The sequence below is a fragment of the Bradyrhizobium sp. Ec3.3 genome, assembly GCF_000472925.1.
GTDB lineage: Bacteria > Pseudomonadota > Alphaproteobacteria > Rhizobiales > Xanthobacteraceae > Bradyrhizobium.
In genome coordinates this window covers 241,339-258,331 of the sequence record NZ_AXAS01000007.1, presented here as the reverse complement: position 1 = coordinate 258,331, position 16,993 = coordinate 241,339, and the positions used below count along the sequence as shown (strand labels likewise).

Sequence of the window (16,993 nt, the reverse complement as noted above, 5' to 3'; positions counted from 1 at the left end):
TTGAACGCCACGATCTGAATGGTGGATCAAGCCGGCGCCAGGCCGCTGTGTCGCAATGGCCATCGCTAGGGCCGCCATTGGCAGTTCGGCGCGCAAATGATCCGCCATCGCCCAGCCGACGATTTTGCGGCTGTAGAGATCCATCAGCGTGGCCAGATAGAGCCAGCCCTGATCGGTCTCGACGTAGGTGATGTCGGCGAGCCAGATCTGGTTCGGCGCGGCGGCGACGAAGTTGCGCTCGAGAAGATTCGGGGCGATCGGGAAATCGTGACGGCTGTCGGTGGTCCGCACCCGGCGTGGCTTCGCCATGATGGCCCTGATGCCGTGGCGGCGCATCAATCGCTCGATGCGACCGCGGCTGGCCCCGCGGCCCTGAGCCCTCAACTCGGCATGGACGCGCGGGCTGCCATAGCGGCCATTGGTGTCGCGGTGAACCCGCCTGATGTCGTCGACGAGCTCACGATTGGCGGCGGATCGCTGGCTCTCCGGGCGCGAGCGCCAGGCATAATAGCCGGCCGGCGAGACACCGAGCACGCCGCACATGATTGTCACCGGGTAGTCGGCGCGGCGATCTTCGATGAAGCGAAATCTCATTTCGGACCTCCAGCAAAGATCGCAATGGACTTTTTTAAGATATCGCGCTCCATGCGCAGCCGCTCGTTCTCCCGCTGCAAACGCGCGATCTCCGCCGCGTGGTCCGCCGACGGCAGCGTCGCCTGCGTTGTGGGGCGCCGCGTCGCCGCCGTCGGCTCCAGCCGGGCCCCTCGCTGCTCCACCCATCGCCGCAGCACGGAATCGCGCAGGCCGAGCTCCCTGGCAACAGATCCGATCGAGCGCCCGCTCGACGCTACGAGATCAACCGCTTGCCGCTTGTAGTCATCCGTAAACGACCGACGTTGACGTCCTTCCATCCGACACCTCCTGGCTCTTCGAGCCTACTACAGGTGTCCATCAATTCGGAGGAGGTTCAGGGCGCACGGTGTAGGAGCCAGAGAAACGAAACGTGCATGTCGGCCCGACCATAGCCATACGCTTTGGGTCGGGTGTGACCCTTGAGGTCAGTAGGTGGATCGGATTGGCCCCCTCTTCACCGAGCTTAGCCTCCTCGCCCTTAGAGACGGCCTGAACGCCATGGTCGGCTCAATAGATCAAGACCGCGAGCGCCTGATGGGTAAGCGAGAGGCCCCTTTCCGTGTGTTCGATGCAGTAGTTTTTTTGGTAACGGCAACCCGCTTCTTCGCGACAGGCCGTCGGGCATGATTAACGTCAAAGCCGGTTACAGTGGGGGGGATGAGACTATCGCTAAGGAAAATAACTTCAGGCCCTTCAGATTTTTCACCCGCACTGTAATTCAACAGATACGTTATCGAGTCGAATGCCGAATATGCGGAACGAATTTGGGGCACATCGTCATATGAAACGACCCAATTGACGCGGCGCTTCTTCAGGAGCATCTCTGCAATTTCTTCGTGATCCTTCGGTTGATAGAAGTTTTTGTAGAGCTTGTGACCTTTGACGTAATACGGTGGGTCAAGGTAGGTCAGGGCGTTTGGATTACTCAGAGCCTTCTGCAGAAAGTCCATCGCATCCAAGTTTGTGACCTCGATCTGATTTGAATAGCGAGCGAGAGCTCTTAAGTTCTGTATCTGCCAGTCTTTCACTAATCGAACGTCGAGCTTCCACTTTCCCTTTTGGGCGAACCCACCAATCGGACCGGCGCCTTCAATGATGCCCGAGCGATTCGTCCGGTTCAGGAAGTAGGCTGAAAAGCCAAGCGCGAGCTTGTTGTCGAGGTCACCATTCTGCCAGACCTCCTGCTGTCGATACCACTGGTCAATACTGATGGGCGTCTTGGCGATCAGACGGCAGAATTTCTCGGTGTCGAATAGCGCCGACCTCCAAAAGGCGTAAATCGAAGGATCGATGTCGTTGATTGAGATCCTATCGACGTAGCCAGTCGTAAGAAGCCGAAGCGCCAAGCCCGCGCCGCCCGCATATGGCTCGCAGTAGTCGCGGCTGAATAGCTTGTTTTCCCGGATCAATTCAATGAAAAACGGAAAGAGCTTCGCCTTGCCGCCAGGATATCGAAGGGGCGAGCTAATCATCAGACATACTTCTTTACAAACTGATCGATCGAGTCTCGCGCGGAGGCTAGACGGGTATCGTTCGGAATTACGTTTCCGTGCGCTCCGAGATTTAAGTAAGCGAGATGATCTTTCTTGAATTCCGCTAATATTTTCTTATCGCCAGATGGAAGTGTGATTGCATTACTGGCAATGTAATTGAGCGCGCTTTCTAAATCGTGCGATTTTCCGACCTGGTTGCCGCCCAGGTCATCAATGATGTGCTTCAGAATGGACTCGACGATATTACGCAGCAAGAAGGTCGCGGCAGCGGGAAATTTGTTCGAATTGATGTCCTTGGCTTCTTTGAGCAGTTGTGTGATCAGGCCACTATTCATCTTCTTGGGTTGATACCCGAAGAGAGAGCCAGGCTTGAGCGTAGCAGTTCCGCTGGTCGCCTCTCCGCCCTTGCCTCTTCCGGACGAGCTCCCGCCGAACGAGCCTCCGCCAGCACTACCTGTGCTTCCGGTCTTCTTGTCTCCGCCCCTTTTTAAGGACGCTTTCGAACCGAAGCCGGACTCATCATAGTCCGAAAATACGCTATCGTACGACGCGGTCGCGCCCAGTCCACGCTCAGGATTGATGACAAGCTTCTTGATGAGATGTTTGAATTTCTTGTCTGCCCTCGGCGCGAACACGACCTTTAGATTGGCTGAGTCGTACGTGATGCCCATCTTGGTCTTGTGGCCACTAGTCTGCAGGAAGCGGACGGGAGGATTAAAGGCAACCTTCGCTCTGAGGAGAACGTCTTTTTCCTTCGGTGTCCAATTAAGCGACAGCGCCTTGAGATACAACTGATACTCAAGAATCAGGTCTTTAACTTCACCCTGAGTAAGTCTAAAAACTTTAGCGATCTTCGCAAGAGACTTATCGGACTTCCACTCGTTGTAGATTACCTGCCTGCTCCCGAGATAGCCCCATTGCGATTTGTCGCCGCGACCGAAATGGGCGCCTGCCATGACGGGCATCAATGAATCTCGGTCGGGGGCAAGCGTGCACGCGACGGTTTGAAGGACGTTCTTTAGAGCTTCGGAGACATGCGGCACTGAATCTGCGTAGTCTTTCGGCGGCTTGATCAGGCCGGTGAGGACCTTGTACGCAGCTATGCGTGTATTGCCCTCGATGGCGATGTAGCGGGAACCCTTCTTGATGACGTAAGGCCGCTCTGCCCCAATGTTATGGCCTTCCGATGCAATCCTCTTGATGAAGGCCTCCAGCTCCTCGTTCTCGTAGAGATAAGCCAGAATAGCTGCTTGCGTGGTCAATGGAGCTTGCGAGACAATTCGCGGATTCTTGTCATCCAAGTCAATGTCGTCGAGTTGAAGATCAACAAGCTTAAAGCCGGCATACATGATGGGTGCCCTCCCCGTCCAGTGACAAAACACGATTCAATGCGCACGCCACTTTGGGTTGACGCGCGGCTACGGTCAGTGGCGTCTCATCCACTGGGATAAATTAGCTTGCTTGCAGCAGCCGCCAACGGCGGCAGAGCGGACGCAAGACTGCGTAAGAGTCAGTGCGGATTGAAATCATTCAAAAAACTCGAACATGCTCAGCGGTCCGATGGATCGAAAGGCCCAGTCGAGGAAAAAAGGCCGCCCCAAACGGGGCGGCCAGTGAGTGTTCGTCGCGGGAGGAAAAATACGACGAACGAGTTCAGCACATAGCATCAGCGTCTTACCCAACCGAGTCAGGCCGACCGCAGCTGCGACCTTCTGGAATCAGAAGGCCACAGCGGCGCATCGCCTTCTGTATTACCCAGAAGTGCGCGCCTCAAAATCAACGCGCGCCCCTTTGCCGCTGCACAGTAGCTACTTGTCGATATTGATTGGTGCAATGGTTCGCTGATTGACGCTGTAATTCGGCGCGTAAAACGTATTTTGAAAGGATTTCTACCCGTGCCGCGCAGCGGCAACTCGCCGAAGCGCCAGACGGGCGGTGCGCATGATGACAGTCGCGGAAGCCACTCATTTGAAGCCAACCCCTGCGCTTGTTGCCGATGTTCGGCCACTACTCTGTGTCGCCAATCGGTCATCGGCTCACACGCGAAATCACTTGATGAAGTTGAACTTTGTTGCAATACCGCTGTACGAAGTGTCGATCTCGGCATCACGACCCTTCACGCCCTCTAGGCTTGACAACGCTCGCAGAGGTTGCACTTTGCTATTCGCCAGCGCGCGATCTGTTCCCTATCCAACGTGACCGATTCTGTTTGAACTTCGGCCGCGTTGCGCCTCTCCTGGCCGTTGTGCCTCTACCCCTTCTGAACCTTCCCTACTCGCTAGCCTGCCGCAGAGATCCGGCCGAAGTCGATGGCTTGGCTTTCCAACAGCCTGCGATAGATTCCGCCGGGTCGCTTGGTCAGGGCTGCATGCGTGCCCTGCTCGGCGATGACGCCGTCATCAAACACCAAGATGCGGTCAAGGCTGCGCACCGTCGACAACCGATGTGCAATCACAATCGAGGTGCGGCCCTTCATCAGCCGCTCCATCGCTTCTTGGATGAGGGCTTCCGATTCCGAGTCGAGGCTTGAGGTTGCCTCGTCCAGGATCAGCACCGGCGCATCCGCTAAGAAGGCGCGCGCCAGCGCGACCCGCTGCCGCTCACCGCCTGAGAGCTTGACACCGCGCTCACCGACCAGCGTGCCGTACCCCCTGCGGAGGCGCAGAATGAACTCGTGCGCATTGGCAAGTCGTGCCGCCCGCTCGATCGCCGCCATACCGGCTCCGGGCCGGCCATAGGCGATGTTCTCGGCGAGCGAACGGTGGAACAGAATCGGTTCCTGCTGCACGATGGCTATCTGGCTGCGGAGCGATTGCTGCGTGGCAGAAGCGATGTCCTGACCGTCGATCAGAATGCGGCCACCCGAGACGTCATAGAGCCGTTGCACCAGCTTGACGAAGGTCGTCTTTCCCGAGCCGGAGCGGCCGACCAGACCAACCCGCTCGCCGGCGCTGATATCAACCGATAGCCCGCCATAGAGCAGCGCGCCCTCGCCGCCATATCGGAAGGTGACATCGTCGAATACGATCTCGCCGCCGTCGATGGCGATCGGCCTTGCATCCGGCGCGTCCGCGATCCCGATCGGCTCGTCATAGATCGCGACCAGCTCCTCCATGTCGTCGACCGAGCGCTGGAGGTTGTTGATGTATATGCCGACCTCGCGCAGATACCCGTGGATAACGTAGTAGCTGGTCAGCACGTAGGTGACGTCGCCCGGCGAGGCTAGCCCCGCCATCCACAGCAGCACCGAGCCGCCGATTACCGACGCCCGCAGGCACAACAGAAGCCAGTGCTGAGCCATGGCGGCGTAGTTGTAGCGCAGCCAGGTTCGCCGCAGCCGCATGCGCCAGCGGTTGATGACGCGGGCGAGCCGAACATCCTCGCGCGCTTCAGCGCCGAACGATTTTACCACCGCATTGCAAGTCAGCGCATCGGCCAGCGTGCCGCCCACCTTGGTGTCCCAGGCATTTGAGACACGTGCGGCAGGCGCGATATAGCGGACCGTGAATGTCAGCGTCACCGCGACAGATATTACCGTACCAATCGCGATCACGCCGCCCAGCGCAGACCAATGCAGCCCGAGCAGGATCATCGAACCTACCAGTACCGTCAGAGACGGCAACAGGGACATCAGGATGGTACTGTTGAGCAGATCGAGGGCCCACATGCCGCGCGTGATCTTTCTTACGCTCGAACCCGCGAAAGAGTTGGCGTGCCAGTCGGTTGAGAACCGCTGCACGCGCATGAACGCCTCACGTGCCACGTCCGACATTGTCTGAAGCGTGAACGGAACGATTGCCTGCAGACCCATGAGGCGAAGGATCACCGAAACCAGGCCGAGCGCGACGATGCCGCCGAAGGCGGCCAGCGCCGCATCTCGCGCCGCCTGGTCGTAAGGGCCTGACGTCAATGCGTCGACCAGATGACCAGAATAGACCGGCATGAACAGGTCGGCCACCGTTGACCCGAGGAAGCCCACCAGTACAAAGGCGGCGCGGTAGGGCTGGTGCAGCCAGTGGCGGAAAACGAACGGAAGCACCGCTCGGATCGCGATGGGACGTTTGTCAGCTAGAACGGTCATGCCGCAATCCCGCCGTTGCCAGCGTACAAATCGGCGCGATCTGAACTGAGCTTCGCGCTACAAAGGCGCGATCGAACACCGACGCTCCGTCGGCATTCCTTGGCTAAGCGAAGCACTCGATGCCAACTCTCTAAGCCGCTCGAACTCCACTCAATAGCTTCTCGTGGAAGCCTGGCAGTCTTATGCGAAGGCCTCCCCTCATTCAGTATCAGGCGCTTTAAGAATTCGCTCATGCTAGCATCTTGCCGGAGGAAGACCTCTCTTCTTCGAAACAGTCGCCGCAAGAACAGGCCTCGCACGACAATGACGCCCCATTCGCTTTAACCTTCCCTGCATGTGAGCGGTCGGCGGGCGCAAAACGAGTCCATCATGGTGTTTCAGGAAAAGAAAAGATCGCATGTCGTGAGTGCAGGCGAGAAGACAGCACGCCCATCAGGTGGAGCGTGGCCAGATTTATGTTGAATCCCGAAGACACGCGGGACGCTCATGCAGTGCCAGTGTCGGTCTTCTCAATCAATTCCCAAGGCTAGTAGTTGACTTGGGCGCAAGACGTAGCCAGGCCGATGCGTGGTTAGCCGGTTGAGCAAAGCTGACTGGAAAGGCATAAAAATTGGGCCTCCGCCGGACATTGCTTCGCGGCGAAGAGACCGGGCGCCAGCGCGATAGAGATCGACCAACTTGGCGGTCTGCAGACCTGAAAAGAAATCGCCCACACGGCGATCGAGACTTTGATTTCCAAGAGCCAATTGCTCCCGATAGCGGGTCGAGTGACCATCAGGTGGGTTCGCTAGTCCAGTAGAAAACGTCTGCTGGTAAGGTGAGCCGCGTAAAATGGCGCGCGATGCAACTCACCTACGCTGCCGGCTTCCAGAGCTGCCGCCGTAAGACCTGTCTTCGACCATCAGAGTATCGAGTGGGTCAGTGAGATTGAGACCAAGACCTCAGGAGCTGTCACTATCCGCGATCTGAATGCGTTCCATCCAAAAAAACGATTTCACCAACCCACCTGCCGCCGGGTAGGAAAAACGCCAGCCGTTGAGCAGCATGGTAGGTTTCCGATCGGGAAAGCTACGAGGAGTATGTCATCATGGAGACGGCACCCCGTTTGTAGGCGCGGTCTTCAGCGGCTCTGCGCCAGCTCTATTTTGGTGGCAAGGGCGCCCGCAAGCTCGAAAGGTGTGTGGATGATCATGTCCCTTCCTTCAGCAAGACAGACCGATTGCGCTGCGCCGGTCCCAACCCGCAACGGTTTTGCGACACGATAAACCAGCGTATGTTGAGGCAGCAACCAAGGAATGGATTGACCGTCAGTCAGTCGCCCATCTATAGCCGCGGCCTCACTTCCAGAATTCTATGCCCGAGGCCAGGGTGAAGCCAACGTCTATCCTGCTTGGACCGACCATGGATTGGACAGGGCGGCGGGCCACGCGATCTTTCTCGCTAGCCGGCAGCGCGATCCCTGATCTCATAGTCGGGCCTTCAGAGACGGCATGAATACCGCAACGCAGCTTCGTACCGAGGGGCATTTCTCGAGGATGTTCAAAATGAACGCGCAGGACATGACCGGACTCAAAACACACGCGCTGCCCCGGCATTTGCGCCGGCTCGAGGCCGAGTCGATCGAAATCATGCGCGAAGTTGTCGCCGAATTCAAAAAGCCGGTGATGCTCTATTCGATCGGCAAGGATTCCAGCGTCATGCTGCACCTTGCGGTAAAAGCGTTCTATCCGGCGAAGCTGCCCTTCCCGCTGATGCATGTCGATACGACCTGGAAATTCCGCGAAATGATCACCTTTCGTGACGAGACGGCCAGGCGCGTCGGGAGCGATCTCATCGTCCATGTGAATAAGGAAGGCATCGCGCGCGGCATCAATCCGATCGACTCCGGTTCCACGTTGCATACACAGGTCATGAAGACCGAGGCGCTTAAGCAGGCGCTCGACCTCTACGGATTCGATGCGGCATTTGGCGGGGCGCGGCGGGACGAAGAGAAAAGCCGTGCCAAGGAGCGTATATTTTCGTTCCGATCGGCAGGACATGCTTGGGATCCGCGCAACCAGCGGCCCGAACTTTGGAATCTGTTCAACACCCGCATCCGGCAAGGTGAAACGATGAGGGTGTTCGCGATGTCGAATTGGACGGAGCTCGACATCTGGGAATACATCATGTTCGAAAGAATCCCTGTCGTCGCTCTCTACTTTGCCAAACCGCGACCTGTGGTCCATCGGAACGGCGCTTTGATCATGATGGACGACGAGCGGCTCCCGCTCCAGCCGAACGAAGCTCCCGAGATGCGCACGATCCGCTTCCGTACCCTCGGATGCTACCCCCTGAGCGGCGCCATCGAGTCGGAGGCCACGACCATCGAGGACATCGTAGCCGAAATGCGCCTTGCGAAAGTCTCGGAACGCCAGGGGCGTCTGATCGACACGGATGAGGTGGCGTCGATGGAGAAGAAGAAGCGGGAAGGATACTTTTGATGGACACGGACGCGGTGTGCCACCTCGGCGAGGCCGTTCGCAAAGATCAACTGCGGTTCATCACCTGCGGCTCGGTCGACGACGGCAAATCGACGCTGATCGGGCGCCTCCTGCATGACAGCAAGATGATCTATGAGGACCAGCTACAGGCGCTCGCGCGCGACAGCGCCAAGCATGGCACGACGGGCGAGGACATCGACCTTGCTCTGCTGGTCGACGGCCTCGAAGCCGAGCGCGAACAAGGTATTACCATCGACGTCGCCTATCGGTTCTTCTCCACGCCGCGCCGATCCTTCATGGTCGCCGATACGCCGGGCCACGAACAATATACCCGCAACATGGCGACCGGCGCCTCCAACGCGCAGTTCGCCATCATCCTGATCGACGCGCGCAAGGGTGTTCTGGTGCAGACCAGACGCCACTCGTTCATCTGCTCGCTATTGGGCATCCGGCACGTCCTCGTGGCCGTCAACAAAATCGACCTCGTGGACTACCGGAAAGAAGTCTTCGACAGCATCGTGCGCGACTATGTCGCCTTTGCTTCGGCGCTCGGCTTCAAGTCGATCGTCCCATTGCCGATCTCCGCCAGATACGGTGACAACATTACCTACCGATCCGGCAACACCGATTGGTATCACGGCCAGTCCCTGCTGGATTACCTCGAGACTATCGACATTCAGTCCGAGACGACCGACCTGCCCTTCCGATTTCCGGTCCAGTGGGTGAACCGACCCAATCTGGATTTCCGAGGATATTCGGGCACGATCGCCTCGGGAGGCATCGCGGTTGGCGATGAAATCGTCGTGGCGGCCTCCGGCCGCAGCTCACGCGTGAAGCGGATTGTGACCTATGATGGTGATCTTGCGGTTGCAGAGGCTGGCGATGCGGTCACGATCACGCTCGAAGATGAGATCGATGTCAGCCGCGGCGATGTCCTTGCAAGCCCCACGCAGCGCCCCGAGATCGCCGACCAGTTTGCCGCTCATCTGATCTGGATGGACGAAGAGCCAATGGTGCCTGGCCGCTCCTATGCATTTCGGATTGGCACGCAAACGATTGCCTCCGGCAGGGTCACGTGCATCAAGTACAAGATAGACGTCAACAAGCGCGAGCGTCTCACCGCGACCACATTGGGTCTCAATGAGATCGGCCGTTGCAACGTGGCGACCGTCGTGCCTGCTAGTTTCGATCCGTACCACGTCAACCGGCGCACGGGATCCTTCATCGTGATCGACCGCTATACCAACCGTACCGTTGGGGCGGGAATGATCGATTTTCCGCTCCGGCGGGCGACCAACACGATCTGGCAGCCATTGTCGATCGGCAAGAGGGAGCGTTCCGCGCTCAAGCATCAGAAGCCGTGCATCATCTGGTTCACTGGGCTTTCTGGCGCCGGCAAGTCTACGATTGCTAATATCATCGATCAGAAGCTGTATGCGATGTCGCATCACACGATGCTCCTGGACGGCGACAATCTTCGTCACGGCCTCAATTGCGATCTAGGGTTCACTGAAGCAGATCGCGTCGAGAACATCCGACGTGCCGGCGAGGTGGCCAAATTGATGCTCGAAAGCGGCCTGATCGTCATCTGCTCTTTCATCTCACCTTACAAGGCCGACCGAGACATGGTGCGCAAGCTCGTCGGGAAGCACGAATTCGTCGAGGTCTTCGTGGATACGCCAATAGATGAATGCGTTCGGCGCGATCCAAAGGGCCTCTATTCCCAGGCAACATCCGGCAAGATCACGAACTTTACCGGCATCGATGCGCCATACGAAGCGCCAAGTGAGCCGGAGGTCCAATTGAAGACCCTAGGCCTGCAACCAGAGCAGTTGGCTGATACGGTGCTAAATTGCCTGCAGGCACGCGGGATCATCGCTCTGACATAGCCGAATTGGCTCCGCAACGCGCCAGCGTAGAAAGTTCCAGGACTGACCGCGCCATCCCTTCAGGATCTGCTGAAGAGCAGAACGAAATTGTTGGCTGGTAGGTCAAGCGTCTGATCGAGCGTCAATCCATACTTCTCGCTCGCTCTCTGAAGGTCCCGCACCTCTTTGAGACTCCATCCGGGCACACCGGCCGCCCGAATCTCCCTGTCGAAGGCCAGGTTCGATGGCGTGGTGTATTTCCCGTCAAGTTTGAAAGGACCATAGATGGCGACGAGACCAGATGGCTTCAGGAGTTTTGCGCCAAGCGTAGCGACGCCATCGGCGATCGAGACCGGCGCAACCTGGAAGATGTTGATGACGAAGATGACGTCATAAAGCCGCTCATCGGCGCCTGGCCAAGTCGCAGGGACAGTGAGATCAATGAAAATGGGATCGGCAACGTTCTTGTTGCCGGCTCCGGCGCGGCATCTTTTGATGGACGCAAAGACGTCTCGATCGTAGTCGGAGGGCTGAAATCGCACGTTCGGAAAATGAGGCGCGAAGTAGTTGATATGCAATCCAGCCCCTGTCGCCAGCTCAAGCACGTCACCTTGCGTGGGAAAGAATTCTTCGAACGTCTTCAGGATCGGATCCTTGTTGCGGTTGCCCGCCCAGGCAACATAAGAGCTGAGCGGATGCGGATCGATATCAGGTCTTGGTCCGGACATTCGCGTATTCCTCGCTTTCCGTAACTCTTGCAAGAGGTCTTCGGTAGCAGCGAGATAAAGATCGAGCAAGTTAAGCCACCCGGAGACCTGCGGCTAGTCACGGCGCGGTCGACGTGGCGACCTAAGTCGCTCGGCCGGCGACAAGCTCACTTTTCCACTTTCGGCCCAAATCATCGCGTGGACCCTGTAATGAGGGGAAGGCTATCATCTGACCGAGGCGCTGGACGGGGACGCGTATGATCGGCTTGACCGACTGTTCGGGTCATTCGTGTTCGCGCCGGTGACGTGATCGTGAAACCGCAACGGTCGCGGCAGCGCAGACGCCCATTGAGCATTCAAAACACTTTTCGCTAGGTCGATGGTAGAAGTCTTAGGCTACACGTTCACGCAAAATGAATTTTTCTCTCCGAGCTCGCCTAGATAACGACTTCCTACAAAAGAGATTAGGGCGTGTTGATGATTTCAAAGTTACGCCAACCGCCGACTTTCTCTCTGGACCAGAGCAAGGACCTGCTATCATCGAGAGAACTGGAAAAAAGGGGGCTCTATGTTACCCATATGCATATATTTTTGGCTTTGCCAGCTCGGTCGAATGACTCAACGATTGCGGAAATAATCTCGGCTAGTTGAACACTGCAGCTACCGACCAACATGACAATTACAAGACAATTTCCTACTTGAACCGCGTTGCTCGCATCTGTCGGCTATATCTAGGTCAAAGGCGCGCGATTTTGAGCAGCACGCGGCACCAGCGCCCCCCACATCGATGGTGATGCCTCGTATCATGAGATTTCAGAAAATAGCCGCCCTGGCACCGCACATTGGTGCCAGCTGTTGATCGGTAGAGTGATAACATGACGAGCCCCAGTAGGCGGCACGTAATCATCATCGGCGGCGGCGCCAGCGGCGTCCTGCTGACCTATCAATTGTTGCATCGGCCGACTAGCGATCTACGCGTCACGCTGATCGAGCAGCGTCCCGATATTGGACGCGGTATTGCCTATCACACGGGCAACCCCGATCACCTGCTCAACGTGCGCGTCTCGAATATGAGCGCGCTACCCGACCAACCAGATCACTTCTGGCGTTGGCTGAACTCGCATAACGCGGACGCGTCGCTGTGTCCCGATCCCTATTGTTTCGTGCCACGACGCATCTATGGCGACTATATGGCCAGTTTGTTTGAGCAACAGACATCCGATCCGACGGGCGCACGGCGTCTGTCGATCCTGCACGCGACTTGCGTCGATATTAACGAGGGTCCGGCCGGCGGGTCGGTCACACTGGATGATGGCCGATCGCTCATGGCCGACAACGTCGTTCTCGCAACCGGACATGATACGAGAGCCAACCTGCCGGCTCATGCAAATCCCTGGGCGCCACCGTCGGCCGCTCACATCGACACCGAGGCAACCGTACTGATCCTCGGCACGGGGCTTACCATGGTCGACTACGTCCTATCGTTGCTGCGCGACGGCCGTCGTGGACCGATCATCGCGATGTCACGGCGCGGTCTGCTCGCAAAACCCCACCGCCACATCGATGCTTTGCGAATTGAGGAGGCGGACGTTCCCTTTGGCGCTAGCATTAGTCGCCTGCTGCGCTGGCTTCGCGGCTACATAGACCGGAATGCGGCGCAAGGCGGCGACTGGCGCAGCGTCATCGACGGCCTTCGCCCCTACACCCAGCGGCTGTGGCATGAGCTTTCGCAGACATCGAAACGCCGCTTTCTCGAACACGCACGCGCTTGGTGGGACGTGCATCGGCATCGGATGGCTCCGGAAGTCGAAGCACGCATTGCCGAGGTGCTTGACAGAGGTCAGCTTGCCCTGATGGCAGGAAAGGTGATCAGCATAGAGCCCAACAATACCGGCGCGAGGGTCAAGTACCGCCTGCGGGGGCATTCGGATCCTCTCGACATCCAGGTTGGCGCGGTCGTCGATTGCACCGGCATCGTCAAAGATCCGCGCGCGACGCTCAATCCGGCAGTGCGCAGTCTATTCGACCGTGGCCTTTGCCGTGTCGATCCGCTCTGCATTGGCATCGAGACCGATCGAAACTGTGCGGTCATCAGCCGCGCTGGCGCTACCTCGCGCCACCTCTTCGCGGTGGGTCCGCTCACGCGCGCGGCCTTTTGGGAGATCAACGCGATACCCGATATTCGCAACCAATGTGCGGCACTTGCTGCCCTCCTCGCCGATACCGGCGGCGAGGCATCAAGGCGAACCGCATCATGAAAGCATTCTGACTGCTGACGCTCGCCGAATGAATGCGGCCATCTACCTTGATCAAAAAAGCGGGAACGGTTAGTTCGAACCTGCTCTGGGGGCGTCAGCGTGAGCCGCTCGAGAGCTGCCCGACTCCTCTGACCGTTACCTGAACTGCTCAGCTTGAACGGCTCCTTTCAGAAGGGAGCGCTTAGCTCCCGGATATTGCCTAGATGGTCAAGCCGTCAGGAACAGCCGTAATGTTGCCGAGCCATCAAAGATGGGGCCGACACGGAGATTCGTGACCGTGGCACGAATTTCTGCGGCAGCACGCCGTTCCACTGATGCGACCGCCGCCAACCGCCATAACAAAGTTGAATCATGAGGCGACACCTATCAGTCTACCTGATCCTTCTCGCCTGCCTCGCATCGCCCATGGGGCCAAGTCTATCGTCCTTCTGCGGGCCGGACTCTAACTCCATCTGGAGGAAATACGCAGCGGTAGGTCAAGTGAATGATGCGGTCGGGGACGACCTGGGCCTCGTAGCCCGAATCGCGGCGCTGATCGCTAATCATGGGATGGACGAAGCTTTTTTGCGAGCTCACGTCACGCTTACGCCGACGCGGAAGCCGCGCGATCCTCATTCACTCGTGAAGGAGCATGTTTAAACGCGATGGAAGCCCTCTCGGTGCGTGAGCCACTGCCCGGGAAACCGCGATCCAGCGCGGGGCGGGATCGTACGCGACCGATCCATATCGTTCATGTCCCCGTACCGGTCAGTGGTCCGAACGCGGATCGGTGAAGCCGCACGATCAGCGGCTGGCGACTGCCGGTCTTGGTGCCGGCACGAGCCGCTCCATCAGCCTGAGCGTCATCAAGCTCGGCGTCGCAACGCTAAGGTGCACGAGCGCTGAGTCGATCTTGCAATGCCTTCCGACGGACGACGAGGTTGTCGAGGTGCAACAGCAGCTCATCATCAGGTCGCTGTCTCTGCGCCAATCGTCCAACCAGCACCCGCGTGGCCTCGAGCACAAAGACGCCGCAATCATAATTGTTCTGCTGCTGAGCTATGCGCGCTGGCTGTAGTCTGGCACCTAACCTTCCTGAGAGATGTTCTGCAATGGAGCTGTTAGATCCTCCGAAGGAGTCGTAGTGATAGGCAATCATCCCTTCCGGTGCGCGGCGATCAATGAGCAGCAGCGACCAATGGGTGCCGCGGCGGGCGGGGTCCGCAGCGCTGGCATTGCTCACTGGCAGGAACAGGAAGTCGGCTGTATCATTCTCGTGCTCGTCTTCGACGACCGCCTGGAGGGCTGTCAGAAGTTCGATCTCGCACTCGGTCCAGCGCAGCAGGTGGGCCATGGCAGGCCGCACGAACCGCGTCCGCGCGGCCAGATCCGGATTGTCGGTCTGCCATTCTTGCTCCAGGAGCATGTAATCCGCCGTGATATGCTGGTCACCCAGCCATTCCCTGTCGCGGAGCTTCAGCCGACGCTGCGGCGGGATGCGAGATCCGGACGCCTGTCTATCCGGTTGGCCCAGACGTACGGACGACTTTTTGCGACGACTCCCCTCGAAGGCTTTGCCAAGCCCTAACTTAAGACACCACCACCGTCCGAAGCATTTGCCATCCGACGTCCGTGTCGCAGACCTCTCCGCCCCGGTCGATGACGATGTTTTTTCCGCATTTTTCGGGAAGCCTTCGATGGACGCCCCTACGGGTTCGTGAGATCGAAGTCCGTGTCCAGGAATGAGCGTAACGCCAAGTCCACGCGGATTGTTTAGAGTCGCCTCCTTTGTCCCTTGCCCGAGCTTCGTCGTGTAAGGCCGACCATGGATGTAAAAATGTGTCTGCGGCCGGAGCGGCGTCGCCGGCAAGACGCCCTTTCTGTGGAGTGAACCGATCAGGGCATCGGGCGCCGATTGGCAACCATGATCCCATCCCAAGCCGACGATATGTGTGAAGTCTTCCACTGGCACGGTAGCCTGTATGTCGACCGCGGGGTGCGATTGGAATGGCAATTCCAAGTGGCTCGAAGCGCCCCTTAACCCGGGAGGCGAAGGTCGCTCAGGATCGCCGAAGGCCACGGATGGCTCTGCGCTTACCGACCGCGATGGTGACATTGGCAACGTCCTCGTAAAGGTCCCGTCGCGGGATTGGGTGAAATTGAAGGCGCATAGTCTCCGCTCGCGCGCCGAAGATCAAGCTCTTCAACGTGACGATCTCTGCGCGCAGATCGTCGTTCTTCGCCTTCGAACGCAAGCACCATCTCGGCGAGAGCCGCAGGGTCAGAGGGGAGATCTTCACGGCGAAGCGCCATATCGCAGAGCTACACGAACAAACTCGCAATCGCCAGCAAAACAAAACGATTCAGGCAACTTTCGTCGGCCGCTTCGTCACCTTCGGGACCACACGCGACCACTCCGCAAGACCTTCTATCCGCATCGCCAGTTGCGCCCCGTCACCTGCATCGTACCCTCGCGAACAGGTGGCCACGCGAAGCTCCCATCCTCGAGCCACTTCGTCGCTAGAACTGTTCCCGAGCCGTCAAAAACCAGAAGCTTCAAACGATCCGATCGCTTCGATCGGAAGACATAAACGTCGCCGCTGTAGGGCTTGCCGCTCAACCCCTCCGCCACCAGCGCGACCGCCATGCACTCCTTTGCGAAAGTCAATCGGCTGCGTCGCGACGAACACACGGACCATTGGACCGAACGAGATCATCGCGTCGACCTCACCGCCACCAGCACGCGCTCCAGCGTCGCGGCGTCGACGCCGACGGGCACGCGCACCGCCGCGCCCGCGATCATCACCCCGATCCGCTCGGCCGGACCCGTCTGAACGTGAGGCTTGCCGATCGCGTTCGCCCGCGCCTCGACTGCGTCCTCGAGCCTGACCTGTACGAACTGCGGCGCTTCGCTTGACGCAAGCCGCGCATTGCGCCGCCACACACCGAGCAGTCCCCGGTTGACCCCGTTGCGCCGCGCCACCTCGGAAATGCTCGTCTCCGGATCGGCGCTCTCGGCCACGATCCGCGCCTTCTCCGCATCGCTCCAACTGCGTCGTCGCCTCTCCCCTGTAATCACTTCGATCCGCTGATAGGAGTCGGCATCATGCCTGTCTTGATGTCTGTCTTGATCCATTGAAATGAGCGTCCCTCGCGTTGTCTGTCCCCGCGCGAGTCTCACTCATCCCGTCGTCGTATACCAGGTGGGACCGTCGCACCGTTTACAGTCTATCGAAGAGAAGATATTGACGCTTTCTCCCGAAACGCTACTTGAGCAGCGCCTGCGATGCACGCGCGATGGGCGCGATCGGCCGCGAGCACCAGGGCTTTTGCCGGATGAATTCGTCGCCTATGCGTTCGCGGATCCGGTCATTCGCGGCCATGCCATAGCCACCGGCGGAGCCGCGTTGCGAAGCAACGGCGCGTGATACCACGTCGCGTATCGTCCCCAAACGAGCGACGACGGCCTCAACATTCGGTCATTCGGCTACGCG

At 58.6% G+C, this 16,993-nt stretch carries 9 protein-coding genes and 2 pseudogenes; 3 read left to right on the top strand and 8 right to left on the bottom strand.

What is annotated here, in order from left to right; translation table 11 throughout:
- The 4 genes and pseudogenes from YUU_RS0109125 to YUU_RS0109105 all read right to left on the bottom strand — a co-directional run.
- Positions 1 to 911, bottom strand: a pseudogene (locus YUU_RS0109125) (IS3 family transposase); the annotation flags it as partial.
- A 237-nt stretch (positions 912 to 1,148) separates the two neighbouring features.
- Positions 1,149 to 2,105: a DNA adenine methylase gene (locus YUU_RS50480; RefSeq protein ID WP_051389672.1), complete on the bottom strand. Its 957-nt coding sequence runs from the start codon at positions 2,103 to 2,105 to the stop codon at positions 1,149 to 1,151.
- Positions 2,105 to 3,475, bottom strand: coding sequence for a hypothetical protein (locus YUU_RS0109110; protein ID WP_027522091.1), 1,371 nt, complete (start codon positions 3,473 to 3,475; stop codon positions 2,105 to 2,107). Before YUU_RS0109110 ends, YUU_RS50480 begins: the two co-directional genes overlap by 1 nt.
- Positions 3,476 to 4,404: 929 nt before the next feature.
- A complete protein-coding gene (locus tag YUU_RS0109105; protein WP_027522090.1) occupies positions 4,405 to 6,207 on the bottom strand; it encodes an ABC transporter ATP-binding protein in 1,803 nt (600 codons plus the stop codon).
- A 1,544-nt stretch (positions 6,208 to 7,751) separates the two neighbouring features.
- On the opposite strand from YUU_RS0109105, the gene cysD reads away from it, so the two are divergent.
- Both cysD and cysN read left to right on the top strand, forming a co-directional pair.
- A complete protein-coding gene (gene cysD / locus YUU_RS0109100) occupies positions 7,752 to 8,687 on the top strand; it encodes a sulfate adenylyltransferase subunit CysD (protein ID WP_051389679.1) in 936 nt (311 codons plus the stop codon).
- Positions 8,687 to 10,576 carry a sulfate adenylyltransferase subunit CysN gene (gene cysN / locus YUU_RS0109095; RefSeq protein WP_035661696.1) on the top strand — a complete coding sequence of 630 codons (1,890 nt, stop codon included), beginning with the start codon at positions 8,687 to 8,689 and terminating at the stop codon, positions 10,574 to 10,576. Before cysD ends, cysN begins: the two co-directional genes overlap by 1 nt.
- 59 nt (positions 10,577 to 10,635) lie before the next feature.
- On the opposite strand, the gene YUU_RS0109090 is transcribed toward cysN, so the two are convergent.
- On the bottom strand, positions 10,636 to 11,283 hold the full coding sequence (locus tag YUU_RS0109090) for a DUF938 domain-containing protein (RefSeq protein WP_027522087.1): 648 nt from the start codon (positions 11,281 to 11,283) through the stop codon (positions 10,636 to 10,638).
- 854 nt (positions 11,284 to 12,137) lie between these two features.
- Here YUU_RS0109090 and YUU_RS0109085 point away from each other — a divergent pair.
- Entirely contained in the window at positions 12,138 to 13,520 is a 1,383-nt protein-coding gene (locus YUU_RS0109085) for an FAD/NAD(P)-binding protein (RefSeq protein WP_027522086.1), read from the top strand.
- 865 nt (positions 13,521 to 14,385) lie between these two features.
- Here the strand turns inward: YUU_RS0109085 and YUU_RS62320 are convergent.
- The 3 genes and pseudogenes from YUU_RS62320 to YUU_RS62315 form a co-directional block, all read right to left on the bottom strand.
- The gene (locus YUU_RS62320) at positions 14,386 to 15,615 is read right to left on the bottom strand and encodes a Ulp1 family isopeptidase (RefSeq protein ID WP_084801384.1); all 1,230 of its coding nucleotides are present in this window, start codon (positions 15,613 to 15,615) and stop codon (positions 14,386 to 14,388) included.
- A 247-nt stretch (positions 15,616 to 15,862) separates the two neighbouring features.
- A pseudogene (gene tnpB / locus YUU_RS50470) lies at positions 15,863 to 16,216 on the bottom strand (IS66 family insertion sequence element accessory protein TnpB).
- Positions 16,213 to 16,635, bottom strand: coding sequence for a transposase (locus tag YUU_RS62315; RefSeq protein ID WP_051389671.1), 423 nt, complete (start codon positions 16,633 to 16,635; stop codon positions 16,213 to 16,215). Before YUU_RS62315 ends, tnpB begins: the two are co-directional and overlap by 4 nt.
- Between the last annotated feature and the right edge of the window lie 358 nt (positions 16,636 to 16,993).

Coding starts and splice junctions, on each gene's coding strand:
- YUU_RS50480 (WP_051389672.1), bottom strand. CDS start 2,105: ATGATTAGCTCGCCCCTTCGATATCCTGGCGGCAAGGCGAAGCTCTTT.
- YUU_RS62315 (WP_051389671.1), bottom strand. CDS start 16,635: ATGGATCAAGACAGACATCAAGACAGGCATGATGCCGACTCCTATCAG.
- YUU_RS0109105 (WP_027522090.1), bottom strand. CDS start 6,207: ATGACCGTTCTAGCTGACAAACGTCCCATCGCGATCCGAGCGGTGCTT.
- cysN (WP_035661696.1), top strand. CDS start 8,687: ATGGACACGGACGCGGTGTGCCACCTCGGCGAGGCCGTTCGCAAAGAT.
- YUU_RS0109090 (WP_027522087.1), bottom strand. CDS start 11,283: ATGTCCGGACCAAGACCTGATATCGATCCGCATCCGCTCAGCTCTTAT.
- cysD (WP_051389679.1), top strand. CDS start 7,752: ATGAACGCGCAGGACATGACCGGACTCAAAACACACGCGCTGCCCCGG.
- YUU_RS0109085 (WP_027522086.1), top strand. CDS start 12,138: ATGACGAGCCCCAGTAGGCGGCACGTAATCATCATCGGCGGCGGCGCC.
- YUU_RS62320 (WP_084801384.1), bottom strand. CDS start 15,615: ATGTCACCATCGCGGTCGGTAAGCGCAGAGCCATCCGTGGCCTTCGGC.
- YUU_RS0109110 (WP_027522091.1), bottom strand. CDS start 3,475: ATGTATGCCGGCTTTAAGCTTGTTGATCTTCAACTCGACGACATTGAC.